Here is a 24,675-nt window from a genome sequence, read left to right as displayed (position 1 = left end):
AAAGATGAGACGTCCTCAGAACCGCATTCCAGCTCTCAGGCGAAGAGGTCGGCCGCCGCCAGCCGGTCGGCGACGAAGCGGCAGAAACGCGCCGCATCCGCACCGTTGATCACGCGATGATCATAGCTGAGCGACAGAGGCAGCATCTGCCGCCAGGCAATCCCTCCATCATCTGCGGGAACCGGCACCGGCCGAGCGCGCGTAACGCCCAGAATCGCGACTTCGGGCGCATTGACGATCGGCGTGAAGCCCGTCCCACCAATATGACCCAATGACGTCAGCGTGATGCAACCGCCGGACATTTCCGCCATGGACAGGCCCTTGGTCCGCGCCTTGTCCGAGAGGGCGACGATCTCCTCAGCAATCTGCGTCGCGGATTTGCGGTCGCAATCGCGGATGACCGGCACCAGGAGCCCGGCGGGCGTATCCACCGCCACGCCGACATGCACATATTTCTTGAGCGTCAGCATGCCGCTCACCGGATCGAGCGAGGCGTTGAACTGCGGAAAGGCGGAAAGGCCGTCAGCCAGCGCCTTCACGAGCAGCGGCACGGCAGTCAACTTCGTGCCGCCTGAGGCGTTATGCGCCTTGCGCCGCTCCTCCAGTTCCGTGACGTCCGCATCATCCTGATGGGTGACGTGCGGAATGGCAACCCAGTTGCGGCCGAGAAAGGCCGCGACATATTTTTGAATCTTGCTGAGGGGGCGCTGCTCGACCTCCCCAAAGGCGGAGAAGTCGCCCGTAGGCCAAGGCGCAAGACCGGCCAGAAGATCGCTCATATGCGCTCAGGCCCCGTCGGCTTGAGGAATGAGAAGCGCGGGCTTTCCATGTCTATGGAATCCGTGAGCTGCATGGTCGGCGCCGCCGCGAAAACGCTTTCCAGCAATGCTGGAGGATCGTCGGTCTCGACCTCATAATCGGCGACGAACAGGCCGGTCGGCGTGCCGGTCATGTCCAGTTCCCTGTAACGGGTGCAGGACAGGATACCCGGCAACCGGCACATCTCGACCGAATGTATCTCATCATACCAGCGGTCATATTCCGCCTCGCGCCCGACCACCGCGCGCGAAGTGACATGCAGGATATAGCGCATCGGGTTTACTCGATCGTCGCCAGAAGGGTGCCGACTTCGTAGGTTTCGCCGATCTGAGCGATGATCTTGAGCGTGCCGCTGGCGGGGCTTTCGACTTCCTGCGTCGATTTCTCGGACTCCAACGCATAGAGCGGCTGGCCCTCGACGGCCTGGCCGCCATCTTCCACCAGCCATTCGGCCAGCGTACCTTCATTCATCGAAAAGCCGATCTTGGGCAGCAATACTTCAACAGCCATTGGGAACTCCCTGAGAATATTAGGATTTGGCGAGGGCCTCGGCCGCCGCGACGATGTCGGCCGTCTGCGGCGCGAAGGCGGTTTCCAGCGGTTTGGAGAAAGGCACGGGGCAAAAGGCGCCGCCCAACCGCTTGACCGGGGCCTTGAGCTTGCCGAACAGTTGCTCATTGAGCACCGCCGCGATTTCCGCGCCCGCGCCGAACGGCGTCACCGCCTCATGCACGATGACTGCGCGGCCGGTCTTGCCCACCGACTTCAGCACGGTTTCCTGGTCCCACGGCGCGATGGTGCGCAGGTCGATGAGTTCGGCGGAAATCCCCGCTTCCTTGAGCTTCGCGACGGCGGGCATCGCTTCCTGGATCATGCGGGCATAGGCGATGATGGTGACGTCGCTGCCCTCGCTCAGCACATTGGCCTTGCCGATGGGCACGCGATGGCCCTTTTCCGGCGCCTCGGCGGGCGACCAGTAGGTCGGCAGATTCTCGATGAACAGCACCGGATCGGGATCGTCGATGGCGCTGCGCATCAGGCCATAGGCATCCTTGGGGCTGGAGGGTGCAACGACCTTAATGCCCGCCGTATGCGCGAACCAGGCCTCCAGATAGTCGCAATGCTGCCCGCCGCTGGCAAAGCCGGTGCCGGTCATCGTGCGGATGACGATGGGCACATGGGTCTGGCCGCCGGACATGAAGCGCAGCTTAGCCGCATGGTTCACGATCATGTCCATCGCCACGGTCGTGAAGTTCATCAGCATGATTTCGGCGATCGGCTTGAAGCCCACCAGGCTGGCGCCGATGGCCGCGCCGATGATCGCCTGTTCGGAAATGGGGGTGGAGCGCACGCGATGTTCGCCGAAGCGCGACGAAAGCCCCTTGGTGACGCCGCAGACGCCGCCTTCCTCGGGGTCGGCCAGATCTTCGCCAAGCGCGATGACATTGTCATCCGCCTCCATCGCGTCGGCGATGGCGGCATTGATGGCCTGAAGGATATTGGCCTTGGCGGCCTTCACATTGCTCTGGGCGTTCATCAGGCCATCTCCTCCGCGAACACGTCGCGCTTCAGTTCCTCCACGCCGGGGAAGTCGCTTGCCAGCGCGAATTCGACCGCCTCGTCGATATCCTTCTCGATGGCAGCTTCCATCTCGGCCAGCAGCTCCTCGGTCGCGATGCCGCTTTCGATCAGCTGCGCGCGGAAGCGCGGGACCGGATCGTTCGCCATCGCCTCTTCCTTGCGCGCCTTGTCCATATAGGCGTCGGCGTCACCGAAGACGTGGCCGAAGAAGCGATAGGTCATCGCCTCGATCAGGGTCGGCCCCTCACCGGCGCGGGCGCGGGCGATCGCCTCGCTGGCGATGGCGTACATCTCGAACGGATCGTTGCCGTCCACCCGCACGCCCGGCATGCCATAGGCGGCTGCGCGGTCGGCGACCTTCACATTGCTGGTCTTGTCATAGGCGGTATGTTCGCCCCACTCGTTATTCTGGCAGACGAAGATCACCGGCAATTTCCAGACGGCGGCCAGATTGAGCGATTCATGGAAGGCGCCGATGTTGGCCGCGCCATCACCGAAGGAGGCGACCGTCACGCGACCGTCGCCGCGCAACTGCGAACCCCAGGCAAGGCCGTTGGCGATCGGCATGGTCGACCCGACGATGCCGGTCGTCACCATGATCCCCTTGGTGGGATAGGTGACGTGCATCGGCCCGCCCTTCCCCTTGCAGGTGCCGGTGGTGCGCCCGGCGACTTCCGCCCACAGATCCTTCAGCGGCAGGCCCTTGGCCAGCTGGTCGTGGCTGCCGCGATAGATGGTGCAGATATAATCCTCGTCGGTCAGGTTGACCGAGATGGCGCTGGGGATCACTTCCTGACCGCGCGGGCTGTAATAGGGCATGACCAGCCGCCCGTTCATGATGACCTTGCGCGACCGTTCGTCATTCGCCTTGATCAGCGCCATGCGGCGGTAGATCTCTATCTGCGTCGCCGCATCGGGGGTTGCCCTGTTGCTCATTTCAGACGTCCTTTCGAAAGGCCGGATTCTCACTATACGGATGTGAGCATCTGCCATGTTTTGCCGGGTGTGGAAGCCCCGCCCCTTCCATATCGCAATTGTGAAGGGTGGGGCGGCGCGCCTCTGCCGGTCAGGGACGCCGCGCGCGAAGCTCGATCCGCCCCTTTCCGAACGGCGCATCGCGGTTGGTCAATGCCTCCTTCAGCCCCTTTTCCGCCATATCCTTGCGGAACTGGCTGCGGCGCGGACCGGTGCTCAGGTGGGCGCGCGCGTCCAGTTCAGCGGCATAGCGCATGGACTGCTTCGCGCCCGCCAGTTCCATCTGCGCATTGACGACGCGCTTGTGGGTGGAGAGAATCTCGGCATCGACGCTGCCGATGCGGCGCACCATTTCATCGGCCTCGAAATCCAGTTCCTCGGCCGGATGGGCCTCCAGGACCAGGCCGATGCGCGCGGCGTCGATGCCGCTGATCGTATCACCGGTGAACAGCATGCGCTTGGTCCATTGCGGACCGCAATGATAGAACCACAGGTTCGTCGGCGGCGTGCCATTGGCGCGGGCGGCGGGGAAACCGATCTTGGCATTGTCCGCCGCCAGCACGATGTCGCAGGAGAAGGCGAGATCGGTGCCACCCGCCAGACAATTGCCCTGAACCTTCGCCACGATCGGCTTGTGCAGGTCCAACATGATGGACGTCAGTTCCTGCTGCCGTTCCAGATTCCAGATATCGTCGTCGATCGTCCCGGCACGGCTGCGATAGGCGGCGGGATCATATTCTGTCGCGGTGTCAGCCGCCCCGCCATAGCTGTCCGTCAGGTCGTAGCCGGCGCAAAAATCCTTGCCCTCGCCAGAAAGCAGGATGACGTTGGCATCTCGCCGGTCGTCCGCTTCCAGCAGGGCCTGATGCAATTCCCTGAGCGTCTGTCCGGACAGGGCATTACGCTTTTCGGGCCGGTTCAGGGTGATGCGCGCCACATTGTCGCGCACTTCAAAGCTGATACATTCCGTCGACTTAAGCCATTTCATGCCCATGTTCCGCTCTCCAAAACCATATCGGCCCAGCATAGCGCGCCTCATGTAGTGCTGGCGAGGCAGGCTCGGCCGCCTATCGGAAATGTGATCCTTGCACCCCCCTTGTCTTGCCCCGATCCGGCAGTCGGGGCAGTCCTCTCTCATTATGCAAAATGTAAAGGCGAGGGTGGCGGACATACCCGCAGGTTTCCATCGGCTGGACCGGCTGGACGAGGTCATGGGCGGTTTCGACCCGGTTTATATCCGGCAGGAGGACGGCGGATATATCGCGCTCGGCTTTCACATCGCGCGCCAGCACTGCAACCCGCGCGGCAACTGCCATGGCGGCACCTGGGCGACCATGGCCGACGTGGTCATGGGCATGAATGTCGGGTTCGTGACCGGCCAGAGCGGGCCGACGGTTTCCATGAGCATCGACTTTTTGGGTGCAGCAACGGAAGGCCAGTGGGTGGAAGGCCGGGCGGAGATATTGCGGTGGACACCCAATCTGGCGTTCGCGCAATGCCGTTTCATCGCGGACGGCGAGACGGCCCTGCGCGCCAACGCCGTCTTCCGCCGTAAATTCCCGCCCTATCGAGACTATGAATCGCTGCTCGCACGACCGGCGGAACTGGCAGGATAAGGAGAGCATGATGGGCCGATTGAAGGGCAAGGTCGCGGTGATCATGGGCGCCACGCGCGAAGGCAATATGGGCCAGGCGATTGCCACGCGCTTTCTGGAGGAAGGCGCGCAGGTGGTCGTATCCGGGCGCGGGAAGGAAGGACTGGACGCGTTCGCGGCGGCAACCGGAGCCACCGCCATTCCATGTGACATCAGCCACCGCGCCCAAATCCAGTCCCTCGCCGATGCGGTGCTGGCGCGTCATGGCGCCATCGATATCGCCGTCAACGCAGCCGCTATCGGCTTCCTTGCGCCTTTCGAGGAGGAGACGGAGGAGCAGATCGATTCGATGCTCTCCATCATCTTCAAGGGCGGGCTGTTCTTCATGCAGGTGATGGTCGGGGCGATGAAGCGCGAAAGGCCCGGTGGACGGGGCGGCGCGATCATCAACATCTCCTCCGCCGTGGCGGACATCATGTCCGACGATCATTGCAGCTATATGGGCGCCAAGGCCGCGCTCAACCAGATGACACGCTTCGTCGCCTATCAATATGGCAAACATGGCATTCGCGCCAACATCCTGGCGCCGGGCCTGACCATCACGCCGATGCTGGGCGGGTTCAACGTGCCCGGCATGGTCGAGGCCTATGCGAAGGAATATCCGCTGGGCCGGATCACGACGGTCGAGGATATCGCCAATGCGGCGCTGTTCATGGCCAGCGACGAATGTTTCATGACCGGCCAGACGTTCAACGTGACGGGCGGCCTGACGCTGCGCCGCAATCCCACGACCGAGGAGATCATGGCCTCCATCGCCGCCCATGGCGGCGCGGTTCCGCAGATGTGAGGATGATGGTATGACCCGTCCCCTTGCCCTCGACCAACTGACCGTAATCGGCACAGACCCGGCCGAATTGGTGGACCTGGCGGCCGACGCGGGCTTCGCCGCGATCAGCCCCTGGCTCGCTGCTGTCCCTTACGACGCCCTGCCCGCCACCCATTTGCGCGCCGGCGATCCTGCGACGGCTGCCATGGCGCGACGCCTGCGCGAAACGGGCGTGGCGCTCAATCAGGCCGACGGCTTTGCATTGGGGGATGAAGCGCCCATGGCCGCCTATCGTGATGGCATTGCGCTGATGGCGGAAATGGGCGCGCGCAACATCGTCGCCCTGCATTTCGACAGCGACATGGAGCGCGGCTTCGACCGTTTCTGCCAGCTCGACACATGGGCGAAGGTGGCGGGCATCGGCACCGCGCTGGAATTCACGCCGCTTTCGCGCATCGGTACGCTGGATGCGGCGCTCGCCTTCCTTGACCGGGTCGACAGCGCCAATGCGGGCTTGCTGGTCGACCTGCTGCATCTGGCCCAATCGGGCGGAAGGCCGGCCGACCTTGCCCGCGTGCCTCCGGGCACGATCCGGGGCGCGCAACTGTGCGATGCGCCGGGCGTGGTCGATTTCGAAAGCTATGCACATGATGCGGTCAGGCACCGGCTTTGGCCCGGCGAAGGCACGCTGCCGGTCGCGGAGTTCATCCGCGCCCTGCCCGATGACATCATCATCGGCGTCGAGATACCACGCGCGGAACCGGAGCTTGACCGGAAAGCACGCGCCCGTCGCGCTTTCGAGACGTCAGTCGCGGCGGTGCATGCCGCGACTGCGTGATTTCATCCGGTCCAGCGACAAGGAGCGATCAGACTGGCGATGATGGAGGGGCGTTGGCGGCCCTGACATTGACTTGCGCCGTACCGGCGAGAAGCTGATGGCGAGATCAGAAGGAGAGGATAGGGCAGTGAACCAGCCAGTCGGCGCGCTACAGCCGGAAATCACGCGCAGGAAGAAGGCCGGTCCAGAGGATTTCATCCCGAAGGAAGATTATGTCAGCCGCGACTTCGCCCGGCTGGAACAGCAGCGTCTCTGGCCGCGGACATGGCAGATGGCCTGTCGCGAGGAGGAAATCCCCCGCGTCGGCGATTATGTCACCTATGACGTGCTCGATGAATCCTTCATCGTCGTGCGTGTCGCGGCGGACCGGATCGCGGCCTATCACAACGCGTGCCAGCATCGCGGCCGCCGCCTGACGGACGGTTGCGGCCATACGGCGCGTCTGTTCTGCCGCTTTCATGGCTGGTCGTGGAAGCTGGACGGGACGATCGCCAACGTCGTCGACCGTGACAATTGGGACGGCAGCCTGAAGGACGAGGACATCGCCCTGCCCAAAGTCCGCGTCGATAGCTGGGGCGGTTTCGTCTTCATCTGCATGGACGACAATGCCGAACCGTTGCTGGAATTCCTGTCGCCGATCCCGGAGGTGTTCCGCAATTACCCGTTCGAGAAGATGCGCTATCGCTGGTACAAGCGCACGGGCATCGACTGCAACTGGAAGACGGCGCTGGAAGCCTTCAACGAGGGCTATCACGTCCAGACCACCCATACCCAATTGCTGCCGGTCCACGATGACGAAGCCCTGTCGTTCGCGGAGGGGCGCCATGGCAGCTACCAGCTTGCGCCGGGGCGGATTTCGCTGGGCGAACGTTCTCCCCGACTGGCCAGCACGAAGGTCGACTATCGTCGGAACGTCCGCGATTTCGTCCTGATGCTGGAACAGGATCTGAAAGCATCGATCCCGCCGCATATGTCGGAACTGGCGGACCGGCTGGTCGACGAGCTGCCTCAGGATGCGTCGTTGCTCGACGTGTTGATGAAATATGGCCAGATCGCCTTCGAGGCCGCACAGGAACGCGATATCCCCTTCCCTTCGCTGACACCGGAGGAAATCGCCCGCGCCGGAGCGGACTGGCATCTTTTCCCCAACATGGTCTTTCTGCCGGCGCCCGATGCCATGCTCGCCTACCGTGCGCGCCCCGACCGCAATGACCCGGAACGATGCATCTTCGAAGTCTATTCGCTGGTCCTTTATCCCGAAGGGCAGGAACCGCCGCTGGAACGGCAGGAGTTCAGGGATTGGCGCGATCATGACGCCTGGGGCCTGATCCTGACGCAGGATTTCGAGAATATGACCGAAGTGCAGCGGGGCATGCGCTCGACCGGCTTCACCGGATCGCGCACCAACCCCGTGCAGGAACGAAGTGTATCGAACTTCCACAGGGCGCTGCGCGAATTCATCGGCGCCTGAACCCACAGATTGAAAGGAGAGATCATGGCAGGCAGATTGAACGGCAAGGTCGCAATCGTCACCGGCGGCGGTCAGGGCGTCGGCCTGGGCATCGCCCAGGTTTTCCTGCGCGAAGGCGCGAAAGTGCTGATCACCGGCCGCACCCCCGACAAGCTGGAAGCGGCGGTCGCAGCGCTGAAGGCGGAGGGCGGCGAAGCGGCCTGGATCGCGGGAACCGCTGGCGTGCGCGCGGATGCGGAGGCCGCCGTCGCCAAGGCAGTCGACCTGTTCGGCGGGCTCGACATATTGGTGAACAATGCGCAGACGTCCAAACCCGGCACCATGTTCGAGGATACGGATGACGCGCTGTTTGCGCTGACGATCGAATCCGGCCTTTACGGCACGTTCCAGCATATGCAGGCGGCGGTCCCCCATATGAAGGAGAAGGGCGGATCGATCATCAACTTCGGTTCCTATGAGGGCATTCATGGCGGCGTCGGCTTTGCCGCCTATGCCGCGACCAAGGAGGCCATTCGCGGCCTGTCCCGCACCGCCGCGCGGGAACTGGGCCCCTATAAGATCCGCGTCAATGTGATCTGCCCCGCCGCGCTCAGCCCGATTGCCGAACAATGGGTCAAGGATTTCCCGGAGGAAGCCGAAAAGGTCATGAAACTCGTCGCGCTCGGCTATCTGGGCGATTGCGAGAAGGATATCGGGCCGGCCGCCTTGTTCCTGGCCAGCGAGGACAGCCGCTATGTGACCGGCCAGACCATCAATGTGGACGGCGGGCAGATGATGCTGTGAGCGGGACGCTCGACTTTTCGGGCCGCACCGCCATCATCACCGGCGCCGCCAAGGGGCTGGGCCGCGCCTATGCCCATTGGCTTGCGGCCCATGGCTGCGCCGTGATCGTCAGCAACCGCCCGGCGCCCGACGGCTCCTCCTCGGCGCAGGCCGTGGCGGAGGAAATCGTGAGCGTAGGCGGCCGGGCGGTCGCGCATGACGGGCCCGTGCAGATGCCGGAGTCCGCCGCCGAGATGGTGCGCATCGCCCGGCAGCATTTCGGCACGCCCGATATTTTCGTCAGCAATGCGGGCGTGCAGGCGTTCCGCGATTTCGGCGCCGTCACGCTGGAGGAAATGGATGCGCTGCTCGACATCAACCTGCGCGGCGTGCTGGTGGGATTGAAGGCCGTGTGGCCCGCCATGGTCGAGTCAGGTTATGGACGGATCGTCCTTACCGGCTCCAGCGCCGGGTTGTGGGGACAGGTCGGCTCGGCCGATTATGCGGCGTCCAAGGCCGCGATGGTGGGCCTCGCCCGCTCTCTGGTGATCGACGTCCCGCCGGGCGCGGACCTATGCGTCAATGTCGTCGCTCCCGCCGCTTATACACCCATGTCGGCGGGCAGCATTCCGGCGCAGTGGGCCGGTTATGCCTCGCCCGATCATGTCGCGCCGGTCGTCGGCTGGCTATGCAGCGACAGATGCGCCACGTCGGGCGGCATCTATCATGCGGGCGGGGGCCATGTCCGCCGCGTCCAGATATTGGAAGGGCCGGTCCATCAACTGTCCGAAGGCGATATCGACAGCGTGATGCGAGGCCTGACCGCGCAACCCGAATGGACCAGCTCTTTTGCGTCCGGCGCGGAGATCCTGCCGGAACTGGTGAAGGCGATGACGGCATGCCGATAGATTTTTCCGGCCAGGTGGCCATTGTGACTGGCGCGGGTGGAGGCATGGGACGCGCCTATGCGCTGGAACTGGCGCGGCGGGGCGCGGCGGTGGTCGTCAACGACTATGGCGGCGGGGTTCTGGGCGAACAGGACGGCAGTTCTGCTCCGGCCGAAGCGGTGGCCGCGGAAATCACCGCGGCGAGCGGGCGTGCGATCGCCAATGGCCTGGCGGTGGGAACTGCGGCGAATGCACGGTCGATAGTCGATACGGCCCTGAATGCCTTCGGACGGGTCGATATTCTGATCAACAATGCCGGCACGGGCATTGCGGGCCCCTTCACCGCCCATGATGACGAGGCCATCGAACGCCATTATGCGACGAACCTGATCGGCGGCCATCATCTGATGCGCGCCGCCTGGCCGCACATGGCGGCGCAGCGCTATGGCCGCATCCTCAACGTCAGTTCGAACGGCGCGCTTGGCGTCGGCGGCAATGCTCCTTATGCCGCGGCCAAGGCCGGCATGCTGGGCCTGACGCTGGATGCCGCGATCGAGGGGAAACCGCTGGGCATAATGCTCAATGCCGTCATGCCGACATCCTATTCCCGCCTGATCGAGCAGATACCCGATCCCTCCACCGTTGCCTGGTTCCGCGACAATCTGCCGCCCGAGAAGGTGGCGGCGGCGATGGTCTGGTTCCTGAGCCGCGACTGCAAAGAGACCGGCCGCATCCTGCTGACGGGCGGCGGCCGCTTGTCGAACCTCATCTTCGCGGAGACCGGCGAGATTTTCGACCCACGGATCAATGCGGAAAAGGTTGGCGAGTGCGTGGCGGAAATATGGGACGAAACCATGCTCGCTCCCGTCCATAATCAGGCGGAGGCGGGCGCGCGCTATTTCCGCCACCTGCCCTGGACGGCTACCGATGCGCCCGATTTCGGCCCGGACGTGGAAAGAGGCTGAGCAAGGTCAGACGCGCCGCCGTCCGTGCACGGTGATGTAGATGGCGGTGCCGATGATCAACGCCGATCCCACATAGGTGCCCGGCTGTGGCCATTCGCTGAACAGCATGTAGCCGAGCGCCGTGATGAACAGGATACGGACATAGTCGAGCGGCCCCATGAGGCTCGCCTCCCCTAACGTCATGCCCCGGATATAGCAGGCCTGTGTCGCGACGCCGAGTATGCCCATGGCTGCGAGCAGCAGAGCATCCTCGGCGGTTGGCATGCGCCAGCTGCTCCAGGCCAACGGCGCGGTGAAGATCAGGCCCAGCAATGTCGACCAGGTAAGGAGTGCAAGATCGCTGTGATCGCGCGCCATCTGCTTGACGCTGATCACCGACCAGGAGACGAGCAGCGCGGCCAGCAGCCCCTGAGCCGCCGCCCATCCGATCAGCGAATGGGCCGAACCCGGAGCAATGATGATGAGTACGCCCGCAAAGCCGACCAGCGTGGCGAAGAGCCTTTGCCGATCCAGCCGCTCGCCCAGGAGCAGCGCGGCGAGGGGCACGAGGAACAGGGTGCGGGTGAAGGACAGGGCGTTCGCTTCCGCCAGTCCCAGAAGGTGGAAGCTGTTGAACGCGAGGATGATCGACAGGCTGGTCGCCGCGCAACGCAATATCATCAGCATTGGCCGGCGAAGCATGAAGGCGCTGCGCGGTTGCCGCAGGATGAAGGGCGCCAGCGCGATCAGGCCGACGCCCTGCCGCACGAAATTCTGCGTGGCCGCCGAATAGTCGTCACCCAGCAGCTTCACCAGCGCCATGGCGATGCTGTAGGCAAAGCCGGAGGCCAGCATCCACAGGGCACCGCGCCCATTGTCATGATGCCCTTGTTCGCGACCATCCATCCCGCCGCATTAACCGCACCGGCCCGCGCAGGATAGAGTGCAAAGCATCAATCGATCTGGTGATCGGTGGCGTGCAGGGGACGAGCGCGAAACCCGATAAAATGGCCGATTCCTCCCGCAATCTTACGGGCGCCGGATCGAAAATCCGGCGCCCGTAATGACCCGATTAGAATTTATAGGACAGTTCCATCCCGTAGGTGCGCGGTTCGCCATAGACCGAGGAAATGTAACCCGCCTCATTGTAGATGCCGATCACGCCCACCCGGTAATAGCTCTTCGTCAGATTGTTGACGAAGGCGGCGGCACCCAGACCCGTGCCGAAGATATTCTCCCAACCCGCGCGCAGGTTGACCAGTTCATAACCCGGCTCGGTCGCCAGCACGTCATTCTTGTCGAGATGCTGTTTCGTGCGATAGCTGATATTGGCGTTGAGGTTGATCGCGCCCGCATCGCCCGGCAGGGGGATTTCATAGCTGACATTGGCGCCCATCTGATGATGAGGCGATCCGACCAGCGCGAATTCGCCCGGTTGGCGGCCCTGGCTGATCTTCACGCCGACATAGGAATAGAAGGCGCTGATGTTGAGCGGACCCGCGATAAGACCCAGTTCCAGTTCGCCGCCATAATTCTTCTGCCGGGCGGTATTGTCGATGATCGTGTTGACATTGCCCGCACTGTCGATCGACGAGGTCTGCTTCTGGACGTTCTTATAGTCCTGATAGAAGATGGCGAGATTGCCGGTCAGCGTCGCTCCACCCAGCCCATGACGCGTCTTGAGCCCGGCTTCATATTCCTGCACTGTTTCAGGGTCGAAGGGTCGCAACTCTTCGGTCGACGCCGCGCGAAGCGAGAAGCCGCCCGACCGGAAACCGCGCCGGGTCGAGATATAGGTCGTTAGATTCGCGTTGGGTTCATATTGCAGCGTGACGTCCCAGGTGAAGGCATCCCATTTCTTGCTGTTGGTCTGGGGGCAGTCGGCCAGCGTCGCGGGGACGAAAGAGGTGGTGCCGGTGTCCACACGGAACAGGCATGTGCCCAGATTGGGATAATAAGCGAAGATTCGCGCATTACGCTTGTCGGTCGTGTAGCGGATGCCCGCCGAAACCTTGAACTGGTCGGTGAAGGCATAGGTGCCCGCCGCGAACAGCGCAAAAGTCTTCGCCTTGCCGCTGCCCGCATAGGCGTTGAGGAAAGTCGCGGCGGGCGTGTTGAGCGGCAATCCGGAGCCGGCGATCGCCAGTTCCGGGAACTGGCTCGACGTCGAACCGTCCTTGCCCTTCTCGACGAAATAATAAGCGCCCAGCACATAATCGAGCCGGTTCTCAATCGCCTTGCCCTGGATCTGGAATTCCTCGCTGAACTGTTCGATGCTGCGATAGCGATTGGAATTGATGAGATAGGCGGGCACGCCGTCCAGATCCATGACCTGGTCGAAATCCAGCTTGCGATAGCCGACGACATTCTTGAACGTGATATTGTCGAGGCTGTAGGTGGTGCGGTTCGTGACGCCGCGGTTCTTCAGCCGTTCATAGGGCTGGGTCTGATAGGCATCGAGAGTGCCGCCGGTTCCCGATCCCGACGCGAATCTATAATGCGGCCGTGCCTGCTGCGCCGCGAACTGGCCGATGACGTCCGATACCGGAATGCCGAAGCCGCGCAGCGTCGCATAGCCGGCGATGGCGGGCGCCGCGGGATTGGCGGCGGTGCCGACCAATGCCGTGCCATGTTCGTTCGTCTTGATGTAATCGATGATCGTATTGGATTCGAATTCGGGCGTCGGCGCAAAGCGGATCGAGGTACGGAAGGTCTTGTAATCCTGGTCGTCATAGTCGCGACCGGTCAGCACATCTCTGGTGAAACCGTCGCGCTTCCTGATCTTGCCCGCGAAACGCACGCCCAGTCCGTCAGTGAGGGGTATGTTCACCATGCCGTAAAGGTCACGCATGTCATAATTGCCGATCTGGCCGCGCAACTCGGCATGGAAATCGTCCACCGGCTTGTTGGGTTCGATCAGGACCGCGCCGCCGGTCATGTTGCGACCGAACAGCGTGCCCTGCACGCCCTTCAGCACCTGGGTCGATTGAAGGTCGTAGAGCGCATAGGCGAAGCCGACGCTGCGGGCCTGGACCACTTCGGCGAAATAGGTGCCGACCGGCGGATCGGTGAGCAACTGCGATTCCTGGGTGCGCTGACCGCGGATGGCGAAGCCCAGCTCGTTGCGGCTGGTACCCTGGTTGGTCAGGCTGAGCGAGGGCACGCGGCTTTGCAGCCCCAGCGCATCGCTGACGCCGCTCCGCGCGAGCGAGTCGCCGCTGACCGCGGTGATCGAAATGGGCACATCCTGCAACGCTTCCTCGCGCCGGCGGGCGGTCACGACGATGTCGGGCGCCTGGGCCATGCCCGATGCCTGAGGCGCGGCGTCCTGCGCTGCGGCGGCGGTGGCGAAGAGCGATGTGGCGGCAAGCAATGCGGACCGGAACATGGTCATCCTTCCTCTCCTGATCGTCCGGCACTGTCGCCGGTCTGGCCGCTGTTGCGGCTCTGTGAAGGATCATGTCGAAAGGATATTTTTACTCAATCTTCCCGAACGCGCAGGCCAGATTGATCGCAGTCGTGATATTTGCAGGGCTGTCCCATCAGCTTTCCGCGATGAAGGCATGACCGGCAAGCGGCCCGATCCCCACCACGCCGCCATCGACCGCCAGTTCGACGCCATTGACGAAGCGCGCCTCATCACTCGCCAGGAACAGCACCGCCTGCGCCACGTCCCAGGCATCGCCCTCGATGCCGAGGGGGCTCACCTTCCGGCGCGTCTCACGCATTTCTTCGGACATGTAGCGCGCCGCGTGAGGCGTCATGACATGGCCGGGCGCCACCGTGTTGACGCGGATCCCCTGGCGGCCGTGGAGCACGCCGATCTCGCGCGACAGTTGCGCCATCGCCGCCTTGGACGGTCCGTAGGCGATGGCGCCCATGGCCCTGATGCCGGCCAGCGAGGAGATATTGACGATCGCTCCGCCGCCGTTACGGGCCATATGCGGAATGGCCGACTGGCTCATCAGCATCACGCTGGTGAGATTGGTCGTCAGGGTCCGGTTCCACTGGTCGAGCGTCATGGTTTCGAGCGTGGCCGGTCCCGATATTCCCACATTGTTGACCAATATGTCGAGCCTGCCAAATGCCGCCATGGCTGCGTCGACCAGCTTGCCGCAGACAGCCGGGTCGCCCACGTCGCCCCCTGCCGCGACCGCGCGCCCGCCATTGGCTTCGATCCGTTCGGCCGTCGCTTGCGCGCGGGCGAGGTCGAGATCGGCGCAGACAAGCTGCGCGCCTTCCGCTGCCATCAGCAGCGCGATGGAACGGCCGATACCAATATCATCCCCTTCCGCGCCAGCGCCCGTGACGATCGCCACTTTCCCAGCAAGGCGGTCATAATGGCGTATCGGTTCGGGCATGCAGGCTCTTTCCTTGTCGACGATGCCGATGGAGCAGAAGGGCATGTCCGTCCAGCGCGCAACCCTGCTGTTCGCGCAGCGAGGGGAAGATTGACAGGGAGTATTTGCGCATATACCGGTTGTTTTCTCTCACCCATGGCCTTCGACTTCGCCCTTGTCGCGCTGCCCGGCGCCTATTCCAGCAGCGTCGGCGCGCTGATGGACAGCTTCCTGATCGCGCGCGATCGGGTGGAGCATGTTTTCGCGGGCGAGGAAGAGATGCGCATGGAGACCCAGCTTCATATCCTGTCCGCCGATGGCGAGCCGGTCGTGCTGGGCGACGGACGGTCCTTTCCGGTCGACGGCTCCGCGAACGGAGAGGAACCGATGGCCTTCATCTGGCTGCCGGCTTTCCGCGCGGGAGGGCGCGAACCGTTGGAGCGCCGCCTGGCGGAGGCCGGACCGCTGATCGACTGGCTTCGTCGACAATCGGAAATGGGCGCGGTGATCGGCGCGAGCGGAGCGGCGTCAACGCTGCTGATGGCGGGCGGCTTCACATCCGATCTCGCGGTTCCGGTGGCGCGGGCGATGCAACCGCTGACACGCACGCTGTTCCCCCGCCAGCCGTTCGAGGAACGGTTCGGACTGGTCGATCACGGTCATTTGCTGATCGGCAACGGCATGGGCAATGATCTGCAATTGATCATCCGGGTACTGGAGCGGATGATCTCCCCCGATATCGCGCGCTGGCTCTCCTCGATCGTCGGGCAGGACTATGAGGAGAAGGAACTGCTCGCACCCGATCCCATGGTCGCCAGGGCGCAGCTATGGATCGAGCAGCGTTTCACCGGGCCGATCAACATGGCAGAATTGGCGACACATCTGTCGACGAGTCCGGCGACGCTCAACCGACGCTTTCACAAGGCGCTCGGTCTTGCGCCCAAGGCCTATGTCGGGCAACTCCGCTTTCAGGCGGCGGTGCGCATGCTCGACAAATCGACGCGCTCGGTGGACCGGATCGCGCAACTGGTCGGCTATTCGGACAGCCGGTTGTTTCGGGCGATGTTTCGTCAGCATGCCGGCATGACGGCCAGCGAATGGCGGACGAGGCCGCGGCCGAAGGCGAAGACCGGCGGCACCTGAACCCGCGGACGACCACCCCCCCCATGGGGAGAGACTGGTTTCCTGATCAGCTATTGCTGCCCACGGCATGGTGGGCGGCGATCCATCCGAAGATGAACGACGCGCCGATGCTGGCGCCCGCCGCCGGGTAGCAGCGGCCCATCACCGATGCGGTGGAGTTGCCGGTGGCGTAGAGCCCCGCGATCACCGACCCGTCGGCGCGCAGGACACGGGCATCCTCGTCGGTGACGATGCCGCCCGACGTGCCGACGTCGCCCGGCACGATCTCCATCACATAGAAAGGCGGCTTGTCTATCTTGCCGAGGTTGGGGTTGGGCTTGACCGTCGGATCGCCGAAACAATTGTCATAGCCGCGCCCGCCCCGGTTGAAGTCCAGATCCTTGCCGGTTTCGCAATATCCGTTGAACTTCTCGATCTCGGCCTTCAGTCCCTCGGCGTCGATGCCGGTGATCCGCGCGAGTTCCTCGATCGAATCCGCCTTCTTCATCATCCCACTGTCCAGCCAGGACTGCGGCGTCTTGCCCGGCGGATAATAGCCCCAGGCGTAACGCTTGCGATGACGGCTATCGAGGATGACATAGGCAGGCACGTCATTGCGGTACAGACGCTGGCCATTTTCCATGTAGGAGCCGCTTTCATTGAGGATGCGACGTCCCTGACGATTGACGATGATGCAATGCGGCTTGGAAATATCCGTATTATGCATGTTCGCCGGTCCGCCTTCGGGCACCACCGTTCCCGGAACCCACCAGGCCTGGTCCATCAGGTCCAGCGCGGCGCCATGCTTCTCGGCAATCTGGATCATCTCGCCCGTGTCGCCGGGATTGGCGTTGGTCCATTCGACGGAACTGGGCTGCGGGCCGTACCGCTTGCGCATCTCCGCATTGCGGGAAAATCCGCCCGCATTGATCAGCACGCCGTCCCGCGCGCCGATGCGCAGGGTCTGGCCGCCATGGTTCGCGACGACGCCGACGATGCGGCCATCCTCCTCGATCAGTTCGGTGACGCCATGGTCGGTGCGCATGTCGACCCCCGCCTTGTCCGCCAGCATCAGCAGCCGCCCCTGCAACGCGCCGCCGAAACTCAGGATCGGCTTGCCGCGCTTTTCCACCACGCGCATGCGCCACAACAGCTTCAACCCCTCCCACATGCCGCGCGGAGTGCGGGTGGCCAGGCCAATGATACCCGCCTTGTCGGTCGGCAGCGGCATCACCATCGGGCCCAGCCGCAACTTGTCGAACAGCGGCCCCATCTCGCGCGCGTCCAGCATCGGCGCGCCGATCGACCGGCTGCGCGTCACGCCGCCGGGCCGGTCGTCATAATAATCCGACCAGCCTTCGGTGTGCAGCCATTTCATGCCCTGCTCTTCCAGCCATTTCAACATGACCGGGCCGTTGCGCAGATAGGCCTCCTTGCGCTCCGGCGTGGCGCCCGGCCCGCCGTCGTGACCGACGGTCGCGTCCATGTAGGTGCGCGCCCTATCATGGCTGTCCTCGATGCCCTTGGCCTTCAGCAGATGGTTATTGGGCACCCACAGCACGCCGCCCGACATGGCGGTCGATCCGCCCAGCTTGTCGGTCTTTTCCAGGATCAGCGGCGTCTTGCCGATGGATTTCAGGTACAGGCCCGCCGCCATCGCCCCGCCGCCCGATCCGATGATGACGAAGTCGGCAACCTCGTCGAACTTCGCCTCGACCATTCAGTCCACCTTCCCCACATATTGATGATAGACGCGGTGGAAATTGCTGATCTCCACCTCCTGCACCGGGTTGGTCCGGGCGACCGTGAAGGCCTGCGACTTCATGCCCTTCTGCACCTCTTCCATATTCTGGAAGTCCTGGTCCAGGATGAGGCCCCAGTTGAGGTCGCGCCACTTGCCGTTGCTGCCGTCACCGCCATCCTCCACCTCGACCTTCGGCTCCGTGCCGGGCGCGTAGCGTTCCAGCACATTGACCTCGAAGATGCACTTGTCGGGATCGTCGCCATAGGGACGCGCGCGATAGAAGAGCACGTTGGTCGCCTGTTGCAGGAAGACGAGGTTGGGGAAGATGTTCCAGTCCGTTCCCGCCTTCATCAGCTGCTCGCCCGTGACCGCCGGGAAGGGACGACCGCTCTTCGCCGATTCCTCCGCATGGAACTGGGCAAAGGCGCCATACATGGTGAAGGGGTCGACCCCTTCGGGCAATTCCATCAGCCGCCTGCCCGCCGCCAGCATCTCCTGCGTGGTGGTCGCCTGCAACGTGTCCCAGATTTCCTTGTTGAATTCGTAGAAACCCTTGCGGATGTCGCCGCTCTGGTCGCTGATGCGCGGGCTGGGCAGGCCGAACAGCGCGGTCGGCGCATAGCCGAACAGCGCATGTTTCCCATAGGCCTTCGAATAGGTGTAGTCGTCCTGATAGGCGAGCAGCTGGCGGTGCGTCGTCTGCACATGATAGCCTTCCATGAAGGCTTCCTGCGCCGTCTTCCAGTTGCAGGGCATGACGATGCGCTTGCGCCAGGCATAGCGCATATGCTCGATCTCGAACGGGTCGAGGATCGTCTTCGCCTCGCCCAGGAAATCCTCCAGGCTTTCGCTGTCCGGGTCCATGTTGATGAAGACCCAGCCGCCCCACTGGCCGACCTTCACCCTTTGCAGGGTGACATCCTCGTCCGGCAGGGCATTGCCCCAGTCGTGCCGGTCGACGATCTCCGTCGGCTTGCCGTCCAGGCTCCACTGCCAGCCATGATATTTGCAGTGGAACTTGCCCATCCGCCCGCAGCCTTCGGTCAGCCGCCTGCCCCGGTGAGGGCAGACGTTGAAATAGGCCGCGATCGACCCGTCCTTCTGACGGACGACCGAAATGGATTCATCGGCAATGTCATAGGTATAGAAATCGCCAGCGTTCGGAATCTCCTCCGCCCGGCAGGCGATCTGCCACACTTTGGGCCAGAGCCGTTCCTTCTCGATCCTCACATAATCGCGCGAGATATAGGCATCGACCGGGATGCGATCCGCCGTCACCGCGGCTGCCTGCCCCGAAACGCTGGCCATGTCGTTCATTGTCCGATCCTCTCCTTGGCGTGCCGCTTCAGCTTTTCGCCGGTCCCTGGGGGAAACGCATGTCGAAAACGCCCTCTGCAATGCGGTTGAGCAACACTTCGATCGCGCCGCCCGCAATCATCCATCCGCGCGTGCGACGCAGGCAATATTCGACCAGGCTGTCCTGGCTGTATCCTGCGCCGCCCATGATCTGGATCGCCTCATTCGCACATTCAAAACCGGCGCGGTTGCACGCGACCTTGGCGATCGCGGTTTCCTCCGGCGAAGGCAAGCCCGCGTCCGCGTTGGTGGCGGCACGATAGAGCAGCAGCTGCGCGGCATCCAGCTTCAGCTTCATTTCCGCGAACTTCCACTGCAGCCCCTGGAACTCGCACAGCGCCTTGCCGAACTGGCGCCGCGTCTTGGCATGTTCGACCGCCGCGTTGAAGGCATAGCGGCCCAGCGCCAGGCTGCGCGCCGTGTTGCCGATGCGCTCCACGTTGAAGCCCGCCATCTGCTTCTTGAAGCCGCCCGGACCCAGCAGCACCTTGTCCTTGGGCACATAGACATTGTCGAAGAAGAGCGGGTTCCATTCCTCGCCCGACAGGAAACGGATCGGCTTGCCGAAGGTGAAGCCTTCCTGGCCGCGCTCGATCAGCACCGATCCGATATTGCCGGTGCCCGGACCATAGCGGACATAGACCAGGAACACGGTGGCATGGGTGCCGTGGGTGGTGAAGATCTTCTGCCCGGTGATGCGATAGCCGTCGCCATCCTCGACCGCCGTGGTGGTCAGCTCGGTCACGGCCGAACCCGCGTTCGGCTCCGTCATCGCGACGGAAATCAGGCCGTCGCCGCGCAGCAGCGGCGCCAGATATTGTTCCTTCTGCGCGTCGGTCGCGAACTGGGCGAAGGTGCGGATGGCGCCGAAATTGCCCGCCTGCACCACGTCCGCGGAGCGGGGGCACACCGACGCGATGGTCTCGATCGCGATGACCGCGTCCATCAGGCTGCCGCCCAGGCCGCCCTTGTCTTCCGGCACGGTGATCCCGATCAGGCCCTGTTCGGCCATCATCCGGGCCACTTCCCACGGATAATCGTCGCTATGCGCCCGCTCCAGCGCGCCAGCGGCCAGGTGGCGCTGCGCGAAAGCGGCTACCGCGTCGCGGAACATGGTCTGCTCTTCATTCAAGTCGAACTGCATCCGATCGCTTCCCATAGGGCGGCTCATATGCCGCGGATAAACTGCTATCATCGACCTAATCGGGGATTATCGCGATGCGAAGATTGCCGAGGCGATCCTTCACATTCGCGATACCTCGCTCGCGCCCACCCCCTCAACTTGACAGTTGCGGCCAGCGGATAGCTTGTGGCGGCAGGTTTCAGACCCATTTCAAGCCAGACCCATTCGAGACAGGGCCCCACGATTCAGCCATGATCCAAATCAACGAAAAGATATCCACCCGCATTGAAGGCGATATCGGCTTCATCATCAGCGACAATCCCCCCGTTAACGCACTGGGAACGGCCGTGCGTCAGGGGCTGGTCGGCGCTCTGGAAGAACTGAATGCCGATCCCGCCGTAAAGGTGATCGTGCTTTCCTGCGTGGGACGCACCTTCTTCGCTGGCGCGGATATCACCGAATTCGGCAAGCCGCGTCAATCGCCCACTCTGCAGGAAGTCATTGCCGCCATGGAAAGCTCGGCCAAACCGGTCGTCGCCGCGATTCACGGCACTGCGCTAGGCGGCGGGTTCGAGACTGCGCTGGGCTGCGCCTTCCGAGTCGCCATCCCTTCCGCCAAGGTCGGCCTGCCCGAAATCAATCTCGGCATCTTTGCCGGCGGCGGCGGCACACAGCGCCTGCCGCGCTTGATTGGCCCGGAAAAGGCACTCGAACATGTCCTGTCCGGCAAGCCCGTCGGCGCGCAGCAAGCGCTGGAACTCGGCATTCTCGATGCGGTGGAGGAAGGCGATCCGGCCGCGATCGGCGCCGCCTTCGCCCGCCGGGTGATCGACGAGAACATCCCCGCCGTGCCGGTGCGCGACCGCGAAGAGAAGCTGGCCGCGACCCGCGCCGATCCCTCCGCCTTCGACGCGCTCGCGAAGAAGCTGACGGCGCGCAGCAAGGGACAGCTTGCGCCGCAGGCGAACATCGATTCGATCCGCCGTTCCTTCACCATGGATCTCGACGCGGCGCTGGAAATCGACGCCGTCGCCATCCGGGAACTGATGGCGGGCAGCCAGTCGCGCGCGCTGCGCCACCTCTTCTTCGCAGAACGCGAAGCCGCCCGCATTCCCGGCCTGCCGGAAACCGCCAAGGCGCGGCCGGTCAGGAAAGCGGCAATCATCGGCGCGGGCACCATGGGCGGCGGCATCGCCATGTGTTTTGCGGGGGCGGGCGTGCCCGTCACCGTGATCGACACCACGCAGGATGCGCTGGATCGCGGGCTGGAACGGGTGAAGGGGAATTACGCCACCTCGGTCAAGCGGGGTTCCATTACCCAGGCGCAGATGGACCAACGCCTGTCGCTGATCGGCGGCGCGACGGATCGCGCGGCGGCGGCTGACGCCGATATCGTGATCGAGGCCGTGTTCGAGGACATGGACGTCAAGAAGGAGATTTTCGCCGATCTCGAAAAGCGGGTGAAACCGGGCACCATCCTCGCGTCCAACACCTCCGCGCTGGACGTGGACGACATCGCGTCGGTGCTAGAGCGACCGCAGGATTTCGTCGGCATGCACTTCTTCTCGCCCGCCAACGTCATGAAGCTGCTGGAAGTCGTGGTCGCCAAACACAGCAGCCCCGACGCCATCCTGACCGCGATGGCGGTGGGCAAGACCATCGGCAAGGTGCCGGTCTGGTCAGGCAATTGCGACGGCTTCATCGGCAACCGCATGGTCGCCAAGCGGTCCGCACAGGCCGAACGGCTGTTGCAGCAGGGTGCCTTCCCGCAGCAGGTGGATGCCGCGCTCACCAATCTGGGCTTTCCGATGGGGCCACTGACCACCAACGACATGTCGGGCCTCGACATCGGCTATTCGATCCGCAAGCGGCGCGGCACCCCCTTCCCTATCGCCGATGCCATCGTGGAAAGCGGGCGGCTGGGGCAGAAGACCGGCGCGGGCTATTATCGCTACGAACCGGGCGATCGCACCCCTTATCCCAATCCGGAAACGGAAGCGCTGATCGTCGCGACGTCGGAGAAGCTGGGCATCACCCGCCGCGAAATTGCCGAAGAGGAGATGGTGCAACGGCTGCTCTTCCCCCTCATCAACGAAGGCGCGCGGATTCTGGAGGAAGGCATCGCGCTGCGCGCGTCCGACGTCGATCTGGTGTGGATCAACGGCTATGGCTGGCCCCGGCATCTGGGCGGGCCCATGTTCTATGCGGACGAAACAGGCCTGCCGACGATCGTCGCCAAGCTGCGCGAGATGGCGGCGGAAACGCCGGGCGACCCGTCGCTGCAACCCGCCGCGCTTCTGGTAGAACTGGCGGAGAAGGATCAAAGTTTCGCCGACTGGCAGAAAGGCCGCGCCGCGGCCTGAACGAGACAGAGAATATCACAGGGATTTTCCGGAGACGATTATGAGCGACAACGAGTTTCAGCGCGACATCGACTATAGCGAGTTCGATTTCTTCAAGGTCGAAATCGCCGAGGATGGCGTCACCACCGTCACGATGAACGACCCCGACAAGCTGAATGCGGTGGGGCCGCACAATCACTGGCAGCTGGAGGACATCTGGTTGAAGCTGGCGCGCGACGAACGGATCAAGGTCATCGTGCTGACCGGCGCGGGCAAGGCCTTCTCCGCCGGCGGCGACATCAAGTTGATGGCGGAGCGTGCCCAGACCGAATATGGCCTGAAATACGCGCTGCGCGTGCCCATCAACACGCTGCGCATCTGGGACCAGATATTGATGACGCCCCAGCCGATCATCGCGGCGGTCAATGGCGACGCCATCGGCCTCGGCACGTCGCTGTTCGCCTTCTGCGACATGAGCATCGTCGCGGAGGACGCGAAGCTGGGCGACACCCATGTGCGCGTCGGGCTGGTGACCGGCGACGGCGGCTCGGTCATGTGGCCGCTGCTGGTCGGCCCTCAGAAGGCCAAGGAATATCTGATGCGCGGCAAGCTGCTGAACGGCAAGAAGGCCGAGGAGATCGGCCTCGTCAACTATGCCTTCCCGCGCGAGCAGGTGCTGGAGGAAGCGCTGAAGATCGCGCGCGAGATCGCCGGTCAGCCGATGTGGGCGGTCCGCTGGTCGAAGGCGGCGGTCAACAAGTGCATCCGCGACCAGGTGAACCTGACCGGCGAACTGTCCATCGCCTATGAAGCGATGACGATGCTGACACAGGATTACAAGGCGGCGACCACCGCCTTTGCCAACAAGGAAAAGCCGGTCTTCAAGGGATATTGATCGCCATGGCCGCCTATCGCGACGCGGACAGCATAAGCACCGTCGCCGCGATCGGCGGCGGGGTGATCGGCAATGGCTGGGTCGCTGCCTTTCTGGGCAGCGGCCGGGCCGTGCGTCTTTACGATCCCATGCCCGGCGCGGGCGAGCGCACCCGCATCCATGTGTCGGGCGCCTGGGACCAGATGGTGGAACTCGGGTTGGCGAAGGCCGACGATGAGTGGTCTGCGCGCTTTTCGGTCCACGACACAGTGGCCGACGCGCTTGCGGGCGCGGATTTCGTGCAGGAAAGCACGCCCGAGCGTACCGATCTCAAGCAGGCATTGTTTGCCGATCTCGACCGGCTGACACCCGCCGATGTGCTTGTTGCCAGCAGTACGTCCAGCCTGCCCATCACCGATTTGCAGGCCGGGCTGGCAACCGCGCATCGCTTCGTGCTGGGCCACCCGTTCAATCCGGTGCACCTGATCCCGCTGGTGGAGGTCGGCGGCGGCGAACAGACCGCCGGGCAGGCGATCGACACCGCTTTCGCGCTCTATGCCGCGATGGGCAAACAGCCGATCCGGCTGGAGCGCGAGATATTCGGCCATATCGGCAACCGGCTGACCGCCGCCATGTTCCGGGAGGCGGTGCGGCTGGTGGCGGAAGGCTATGCCAGCGTCGGTGACATCGACAAGGCGATGAAGCACAGCTTCGCGCTCAAATGGGCGATCCAGGGCCAGTTCACCACCTTCCACACGTCCGGCGGGGTGGGTGGCCTCGCCGAATTCCTGCCCAAATTCGGGCCGGGCATCATCAAGCGGTGGGAAACCATGGCCGATCCGCCGCTGGCCGACCCCGCCCTTCAGGCCATGCTGGTCGAACAGATGGAGCAGGCCGCCGCCGGGCGGAGCGTCGCGGAAATCGCCGCCTGGCAGGATGAGAAGCTGATGCAGATGTTGAAGCTCCTGACGACAGGAAATGAGTGATAGCAGCCGAAAGTCGACGAAAACCATCCCACCCCCGCATGCCCTGCCGTGATAACATGGTCCCGTCCCGGCGCCTCCGGAGGTGGGCCG

23 protein-coding genes are annotated in these 24,675 nt (G+C 63.7%); 11 read left to right on the top strand and 12 right to left on the bottom strand.

The window, feature by feature from the left end; genetic code table 11:
• Window positions 1-35: 35 nt before the first annotated feature.
• The 6 genes from YP76_RS12375 to YP76_RS12350 all read right to left on the bottom strand — a co-directional run bounded on the left by YP76_RS12375 (window position 36) and on the right by YP76_RS12350 (window position 4,363).
• A complete protein-coding gene (locus YP76_RS12375; protein ID WP_052757398.1) occupies window positions 36-779 on the bottom strand; it encodes a 2-oxo acid dehydrogenase subunit E2 in 744 nt (247 codons plus the stop codon).
• Window positions 776-1,093: a hypothetical protein gene (locus YP76_RS12370; protein WP_046763892.1), complete on the bottom strand. Its 318-nt coding sequence runs from the start codon at window positions 1,091-1,093 to the stop codon at window positions 776-778. Before YP76_RS12370 ends, YP76_RS12375 begins: the two co-directional genes overlap by 4 nt.
• A gap of 5 nt (window positions 1,094-1,098) precedes the next feature.
• Window positions 1,099-1,329, bottom strand: a complete 231-nt coding sequence (locus YP76_RS12365; RefSeq protein ID WP_013849477.1) for a biotin/lipoyl-containing protein — start codon at window positions 1,327-1,329, stop codon at window positions 1,099-1,101.
• 19 nt (window positions 1,330-1,348) lie between these two features.
• A complete protein-coding gene (locus tag YP76_RS12360; protein WP_046763891.1) occupies window positions 1,349-2,356 on the bottom strand; it encodes an alpha-ketoacid dehydrogenase subunit beta in 1,008 nt (335 codons plus the stop codon).
• Window positions 2,356-3,336 (bottom strand): thiamine pyrophosphate-dependent dehydrogenase E1 component subunit alpha, encoded by a 981-nt coding sequence (locus YP76_RS12355; protein ID WP_046763890.1) that lies wholly within the window; start codon window positions 3,334-3,336, stop codon window positions 2,356-2,358. The genes YP76_RS12360 and YP76_RS12355 overlap by 1 nt, the downstream gene beginning before the upstream one ends.
• Before the next feature lie 130 nt (window positions 3,337-3,466).
• Window positions 3,467-4,363 (bottom strand): crotonase/enoyl-CoA hydratase family protein, encoded by an 897-nt coding sequence (locus tag YP76_RS12350; RefSeq protein WP_232307529.1) that lies wholly within the window; start codon window positions 4,361-4,363, stop codon window positions 3,467-3,469.
• A 172-nt stretch (window positions 4,364-4,535) separates the two neighbouring features.
• Between YP76_RS12350 and YP76_RS12345 the strand changes: the two genes are divergently transcribed.
• The 7 genes from YP76_RS12345 (at window position 4,536) to YP76_RS12315 (ending at window position 10,719) form a co-directional block, all read left to right on the top strand.
• The gene (locus tag YP76_RS12345) at window positions 4,536-4,991 is read left to right on the top strand and encodes a PaaI family thioesterase (protein WP_052757397.1); all 456 of its coding nucleotides are present in this window, start codon (window positions 4,536-4,538) and stop codon (window positions 4,989-4,991) included.
• Between the two features lie 10 nt (window positions 4,992-5,001).
• A complete protein-coding gene (locus tag YP76_RS12340; RefSeq protein ID WP_046764109.1) occupies window positions 5,002-5,817 on the top strand; it encodes an SDR family NAD(P)-dependent oxidoreductase in 816 nt (271 codons plus the stop codon).
• Between the two features lie 10 nt (window positions 5,818-5,827).
• On the top strand, window positions 5,828-6,634 hold the full coding sequence (locus YP76_RS12335) for a sugar phosphate isomerase/epimerase family protein (protein ID WP_198147478.1): 807 nt from the start codon (window positions 5,828-5,830) through the stop codon (window positions 6,632-6,634).
• A 127-nt stretch (window positions 6,635-6,761) separates the two neighbouring features.
• Window positions 6,762-8,105 carry an aromatic ring-hydroxylating dioxygenase subunit alpha gene (locus YP76_RS12330; protein WP_046763888.1) on the top strand — a complete coding sequence of 448 codons (1,344 nt, stop codon included), beginning with the start codon at window positions 6,762-6,764 and terminating at the stop codon, window positions 8,103-8,105.
• Between the two features lie 24 nt (window positions 8,106-8,129).
• Window positions 8,130-8,888: an SDR family NAD(P)-dependent oxidoreductase gene (locus YP76_RS12325; protein ID WP_046763887.1), complete on the top strand. Its 759-nt coding sequence runs from the start codon at window positions 8,130-8,132 to the stop codon at window positions 8,886-8,888.
• Complete coding sequence (locus tag YP76_RS12320) at window positions 8,885-9,775, top strand: SDR family NAD(P)-dependent oxidoreductase (protein WP_046763886.1); 891 nt, start codon at window positions 8,885-8,887, stop codon at window positions 9,773-9,775. Before YP76_RS12325 ends, YP76_RS12320 begins: the two co-directional genes overlap by 4 nt.
• Entirely contained in the window at window positions 9,766-10,719 is a 954-nt protein-coding gene (locus tag YP76_RS12315) for an SDR family NAD(P)-dependent oxidoreductase (RefSeq protein ID WP_046763885.1), read from the top strand. The genes YP76_RS12320 and YP76_RS12315 overlap by 10 nt, the downstream gene beginning before the upstream one ends.
• Before the next feature lie 6 nt (window positions 10,720-10,725).
• On the opposite strand, the gene YP76_RS12310 is transcribed toward YP76_RS12315, so the two are convergent.
• From YP76_RS12310 to YP76_RS12300, 3 genes are all read right to left on the bottom strand, one after another.
• On the bottom strand, window positions 10,726-11,604 hold the full coding sequence (locus YP76_RS12310; protein ID WP_046763884.1) for a DMT family transporter: 879 nt from the start codon (window positions 11,602-11,604) through the stop codon (window positions 10,726-10,728).
• A gap of 166 nt (window positions 11,605-11,770) precedes the next feature.
• Window positions 11,771-14,092 carry a TonB-dependent receptor gene (locus YP76_RS12305; RefSeq protein ID WP_046763883.1) on the bottom strand — a complete coding sequence of 774 codons (2,322 nt, stop codon included), beginning with the start codon at window positions 14,090-14,092 and terminating at the stop codon, window positions 11,771-11,773.
• Window positions 14,093-14,240: 148 nt separating this feature from the next.
• Window positions 14,241-15,059, bottom strand: a complete 819-nt coding sequence (locus YP76_RS12300) for an SDR family NAD(P)-dependent oxidoreductase (RefSeq protein ID WP_046763882.1) — start codon at window positions 15,057-15,059, stop codon at window positions 14,241-14,243.
• A gap of 135 nt (window positions 15,060-15,194) precedes the next feature.
• On the opposite strand from YP76_RS12300, the gene YP76_RS12295 reads away from it, so the two are divergent.
• Window positions 15,195-16,181 (top strand): GlxA family transcriptional regulator, encoded by a 987-nt coding sequence (locus YP76_RS12295; RefSeq protein WP_046763881.1) that lies wholly within the window; start codon window positions 15,195-15,197, stop codon window positions 16,179-16,181.
• A gap of 46 nt (window positions 16,182-16,227) precedes the next feature.
• On the opposite strand, the gene YP76_RS12290 is transcribed toward YP76_RS12295, so the two are convergent.
• From YP76_RS12290 to YP76_RS12280, 3 genes are read right to left on the bottom strand one after another with little or no spacing between them, the layout of a single operon-like run.
• Window positions 16,228-17,880: an FAD-binding protein gene (locus YP76_RS12290; RefSeq protein ID WP_046763880.1), complete on the bottom strand. Its 1,653-nt coding sequence runs from the start codon at window positions 17,878-17,880 to the stop codon at window positions 16,228-16,230.
• On the bottom strand, window positions 17,881-19,221 hold the full coding sequence (locus YP76_RS12285) for an aromatic ring-hydroxylating oxygenase subunit alpha (RefSeq protein ID WP_046763879.1): 1,341 nt from the start codon (window positions 19,219-19,221) through the stop codon (window positions 17,881-17,883).
• A 28-nt stretch (window positions 19,222-19,249) separates the two neighbouring features.
• Window positions 19,250-20,404 (bottom strand): acyl-CoA dehydrogenase family protein, encoded by a 1,155-nt coding sequence (locus YP76_RS12280; protein WP_046764107.1) that lies wholly within the window; start codon window positions 20,402-20,404, stop codon window positions 19,250-19,252.
• 230 nt (window positions 20,405-20,634) lie between these two features.
• Here YP76_RS12280 and YP76_RS12275 point away from each other — a divergent pair, with 230 nt between their 5' ends.
• From YP76_RS12275 to YP76_RS12265, 3 genes are read left to right on the top strand one after another with little or no spacing between them, the layout of a single operon-like run.
• Window positions 20,635-22,746, top strand: a complete 2,112-nt coding sequence (locus YP76_RS12275) for a 3-hydroxyacyl-CoA dehydrogenase NAD-binding domain-containing protein (RefSeq protein ID WP_198147477.1) — start codon at window positions 20,635-20,637, stop codon at window positions 22,744-22,746.
• 40 nt (window positions 22,747-22,786) lie between these two features.
• Entirely contained in the window at window positions 22,787-23,620 is an 834-nt protein-coding gene (locus YP76_RS12270; protein ID WP_046763878.1) for an enoyl-CoA hydratase/isomerase family protein, read from the top strand.
• A 5-nt stretch (window positions 23,621-23,625) separates the two neighbouring features.
• The gene (locus tag YP76_RS12265; protein WP_046764105.1) at window positions 23,626-24,585 is read left to right on the top strand and encodes a 3-hydroxyacyl-CoA dehydrogenase NAD-binding domain-containing protein; all 960 of its coding nucleotides are present in this window, start codon (window positions 23,626-23,628) and stop codon (window positions 24,583-24,585) included.
• Window positions 24,586-24,675 lie beyond the last annotated feature (90 nt).

Source organism: Sphingobium chungbukense, from assembly GCF_001005725.1.
In the GTDB taxonomy this organism is placed as follows: Bacteria; Pseudomonadota; Alphaproteobacteria; order Sphingomonadales; family Sphingomonadaceae; genus Sphingobium; species Sphingobium chungbukense.
The sequence above is the reverse complement of the archived record's forward strand: the minus strand, read 5'-3'. Positions and strand labels throughout refer to the sequence as shown.

Bases quoted from the DNA above. Each gene is read 5' to 3' on its own strand.
- YP76_RS12370 (WP_046763892.1), bottom strand. From the start codon at position 1,093: ATGCGCTATATCCTGCATGTCACTTCGCGCGCGGTGGTCGGGCGCGAG.
- YP76_RS12285 (WP_046763879.1), bottom strand. From the start codon at position 19,221: ATGAACGACATGGCCAGCGTTTCGGGGCAGGCAGCCGCGGTGACGGCG.
- YP76_RS12375 (WP_052757398.1), bottom strand. From the start codon at position 779: ATGAGCGATCTTCTGGCCGGTCTTGCGCCTTGGCCTACGGGCGACTTC.
- YP76_RS12350 (WP_232307529.1), bottom strand. From the start codon at position 4,363: ATGAAATGGCTTAAGTCGACGGAATGTATCAGCTTTGAAGTGCGCGAC.
- YP76_RS12305 (WP_046763883.1), bottom strand. From the start codon at position 14,092: ATGACCATGTTCCGGTCCGCATTGCTTGCCGCCACATCGCTCTTCGCC.
- YP76_RS12290 (WP_046763880.1), bottom strand. From the start codon at position 17,880: ATGGTCGAGGCGAAGTTCGACGAGGTTGCCGACTTCGTCATCATCGGA.
- YP76_RS12275 (WP_198147477.1), top strand. From the start codon at position 20,635: ATGATCCAAATCAACGAAAAGATATCCACCCGCATTGAAGGCGATATC.
- YP76_RS12325 (WP_046763887.1), top strand. From the start codon at position 8,130: ATGGCAGGCAGATTGAACGGCAAGGTCGCAATCGTCACCGGCGGCGGT.
- YP76_RS12300 (WP_046763882.1), bottom strand. From the start codon at position 15,059: ATGCCCGAACCGATACGCCATTATGACCGCCTTGCTGGGAAAGTGGCG.
- YP76_RS12360 (WP_046763891.1), bottom strand. From the start codon at position 2,356: ATGAACGCCCAGAGCAATGTGAAGGCCGCCAAGGCCAATATCCTTCAG.
- YP76_RS12310 (WP_046763884.1), bottom strand. From the start codon at position 11,604: ATGGATGGTCGCGAACAAGGGCATCATGACAATGGGCGCGGTGCCCTG.
- YP76_RS12315 (WP_046763885.1), top strand. From the start codon at position 9,766: ATGCCGATAGATTTTTCCGGCCAGGTGGCCATTGTGACTGGCGCGGGT.
- YP76_RS12340 (WP_046764109.1), top strand. From the start codon at position 5,002: ATGGGCCGATTGAAGGGCAAGGTCGCGGTGATCATGGGCGCCACGCGC.
- YP76_RS12270 (WP_046763878.1), top strand. From the start codon at position 22,787: ATGAGCGACAACGAGTTTCAGCGCGACATCGACTATAGCGAGTTCGAT.
- YP76_RS12355 (WP_046763890.1), bottom strand. From the start codon at position 3,336: ATGAGCAACAGGGCAACCCCCGATGCGGCGACGCAGATAGAGATCTAC.
- YP76_RS12335 (WP_198147478.1), top strand. From the start codon at position 5,828: ATGACCCGTCCCCTTGCCCTCGACCAACTGACCGTAATCGGCACAGAC.
- YP76_RS12295 (WP_046763881.1), top strand. From the start codon at position 15,195: ATGGCCTTCGACTTCGCCCTTGTCGCGCTGCCCGGCGCCTATTCCAGC.
- YP76_RS12265 (WP_046764105.1), top strand. From the start codon at position 23,626: ATGGCCGCCTATCGCGACGCGGACAGCATAAGCACCGTCGCCGCGATC.
- YP76_RS12280 (WP_046764107.1), bottom strand. From the start codon at position 20,404: ATGCAGTTCGACTTGAATGAAGAGCAGACCATGTTCCGCGACGCGGTA.
- YP76_RS12365 (WP_013849477.1), bottom strand. From the start codon at position 1,329: ATGGCTGTTGAAGTATTGCTGCCCAAGATCGGCTTTTCGATGAATGAA.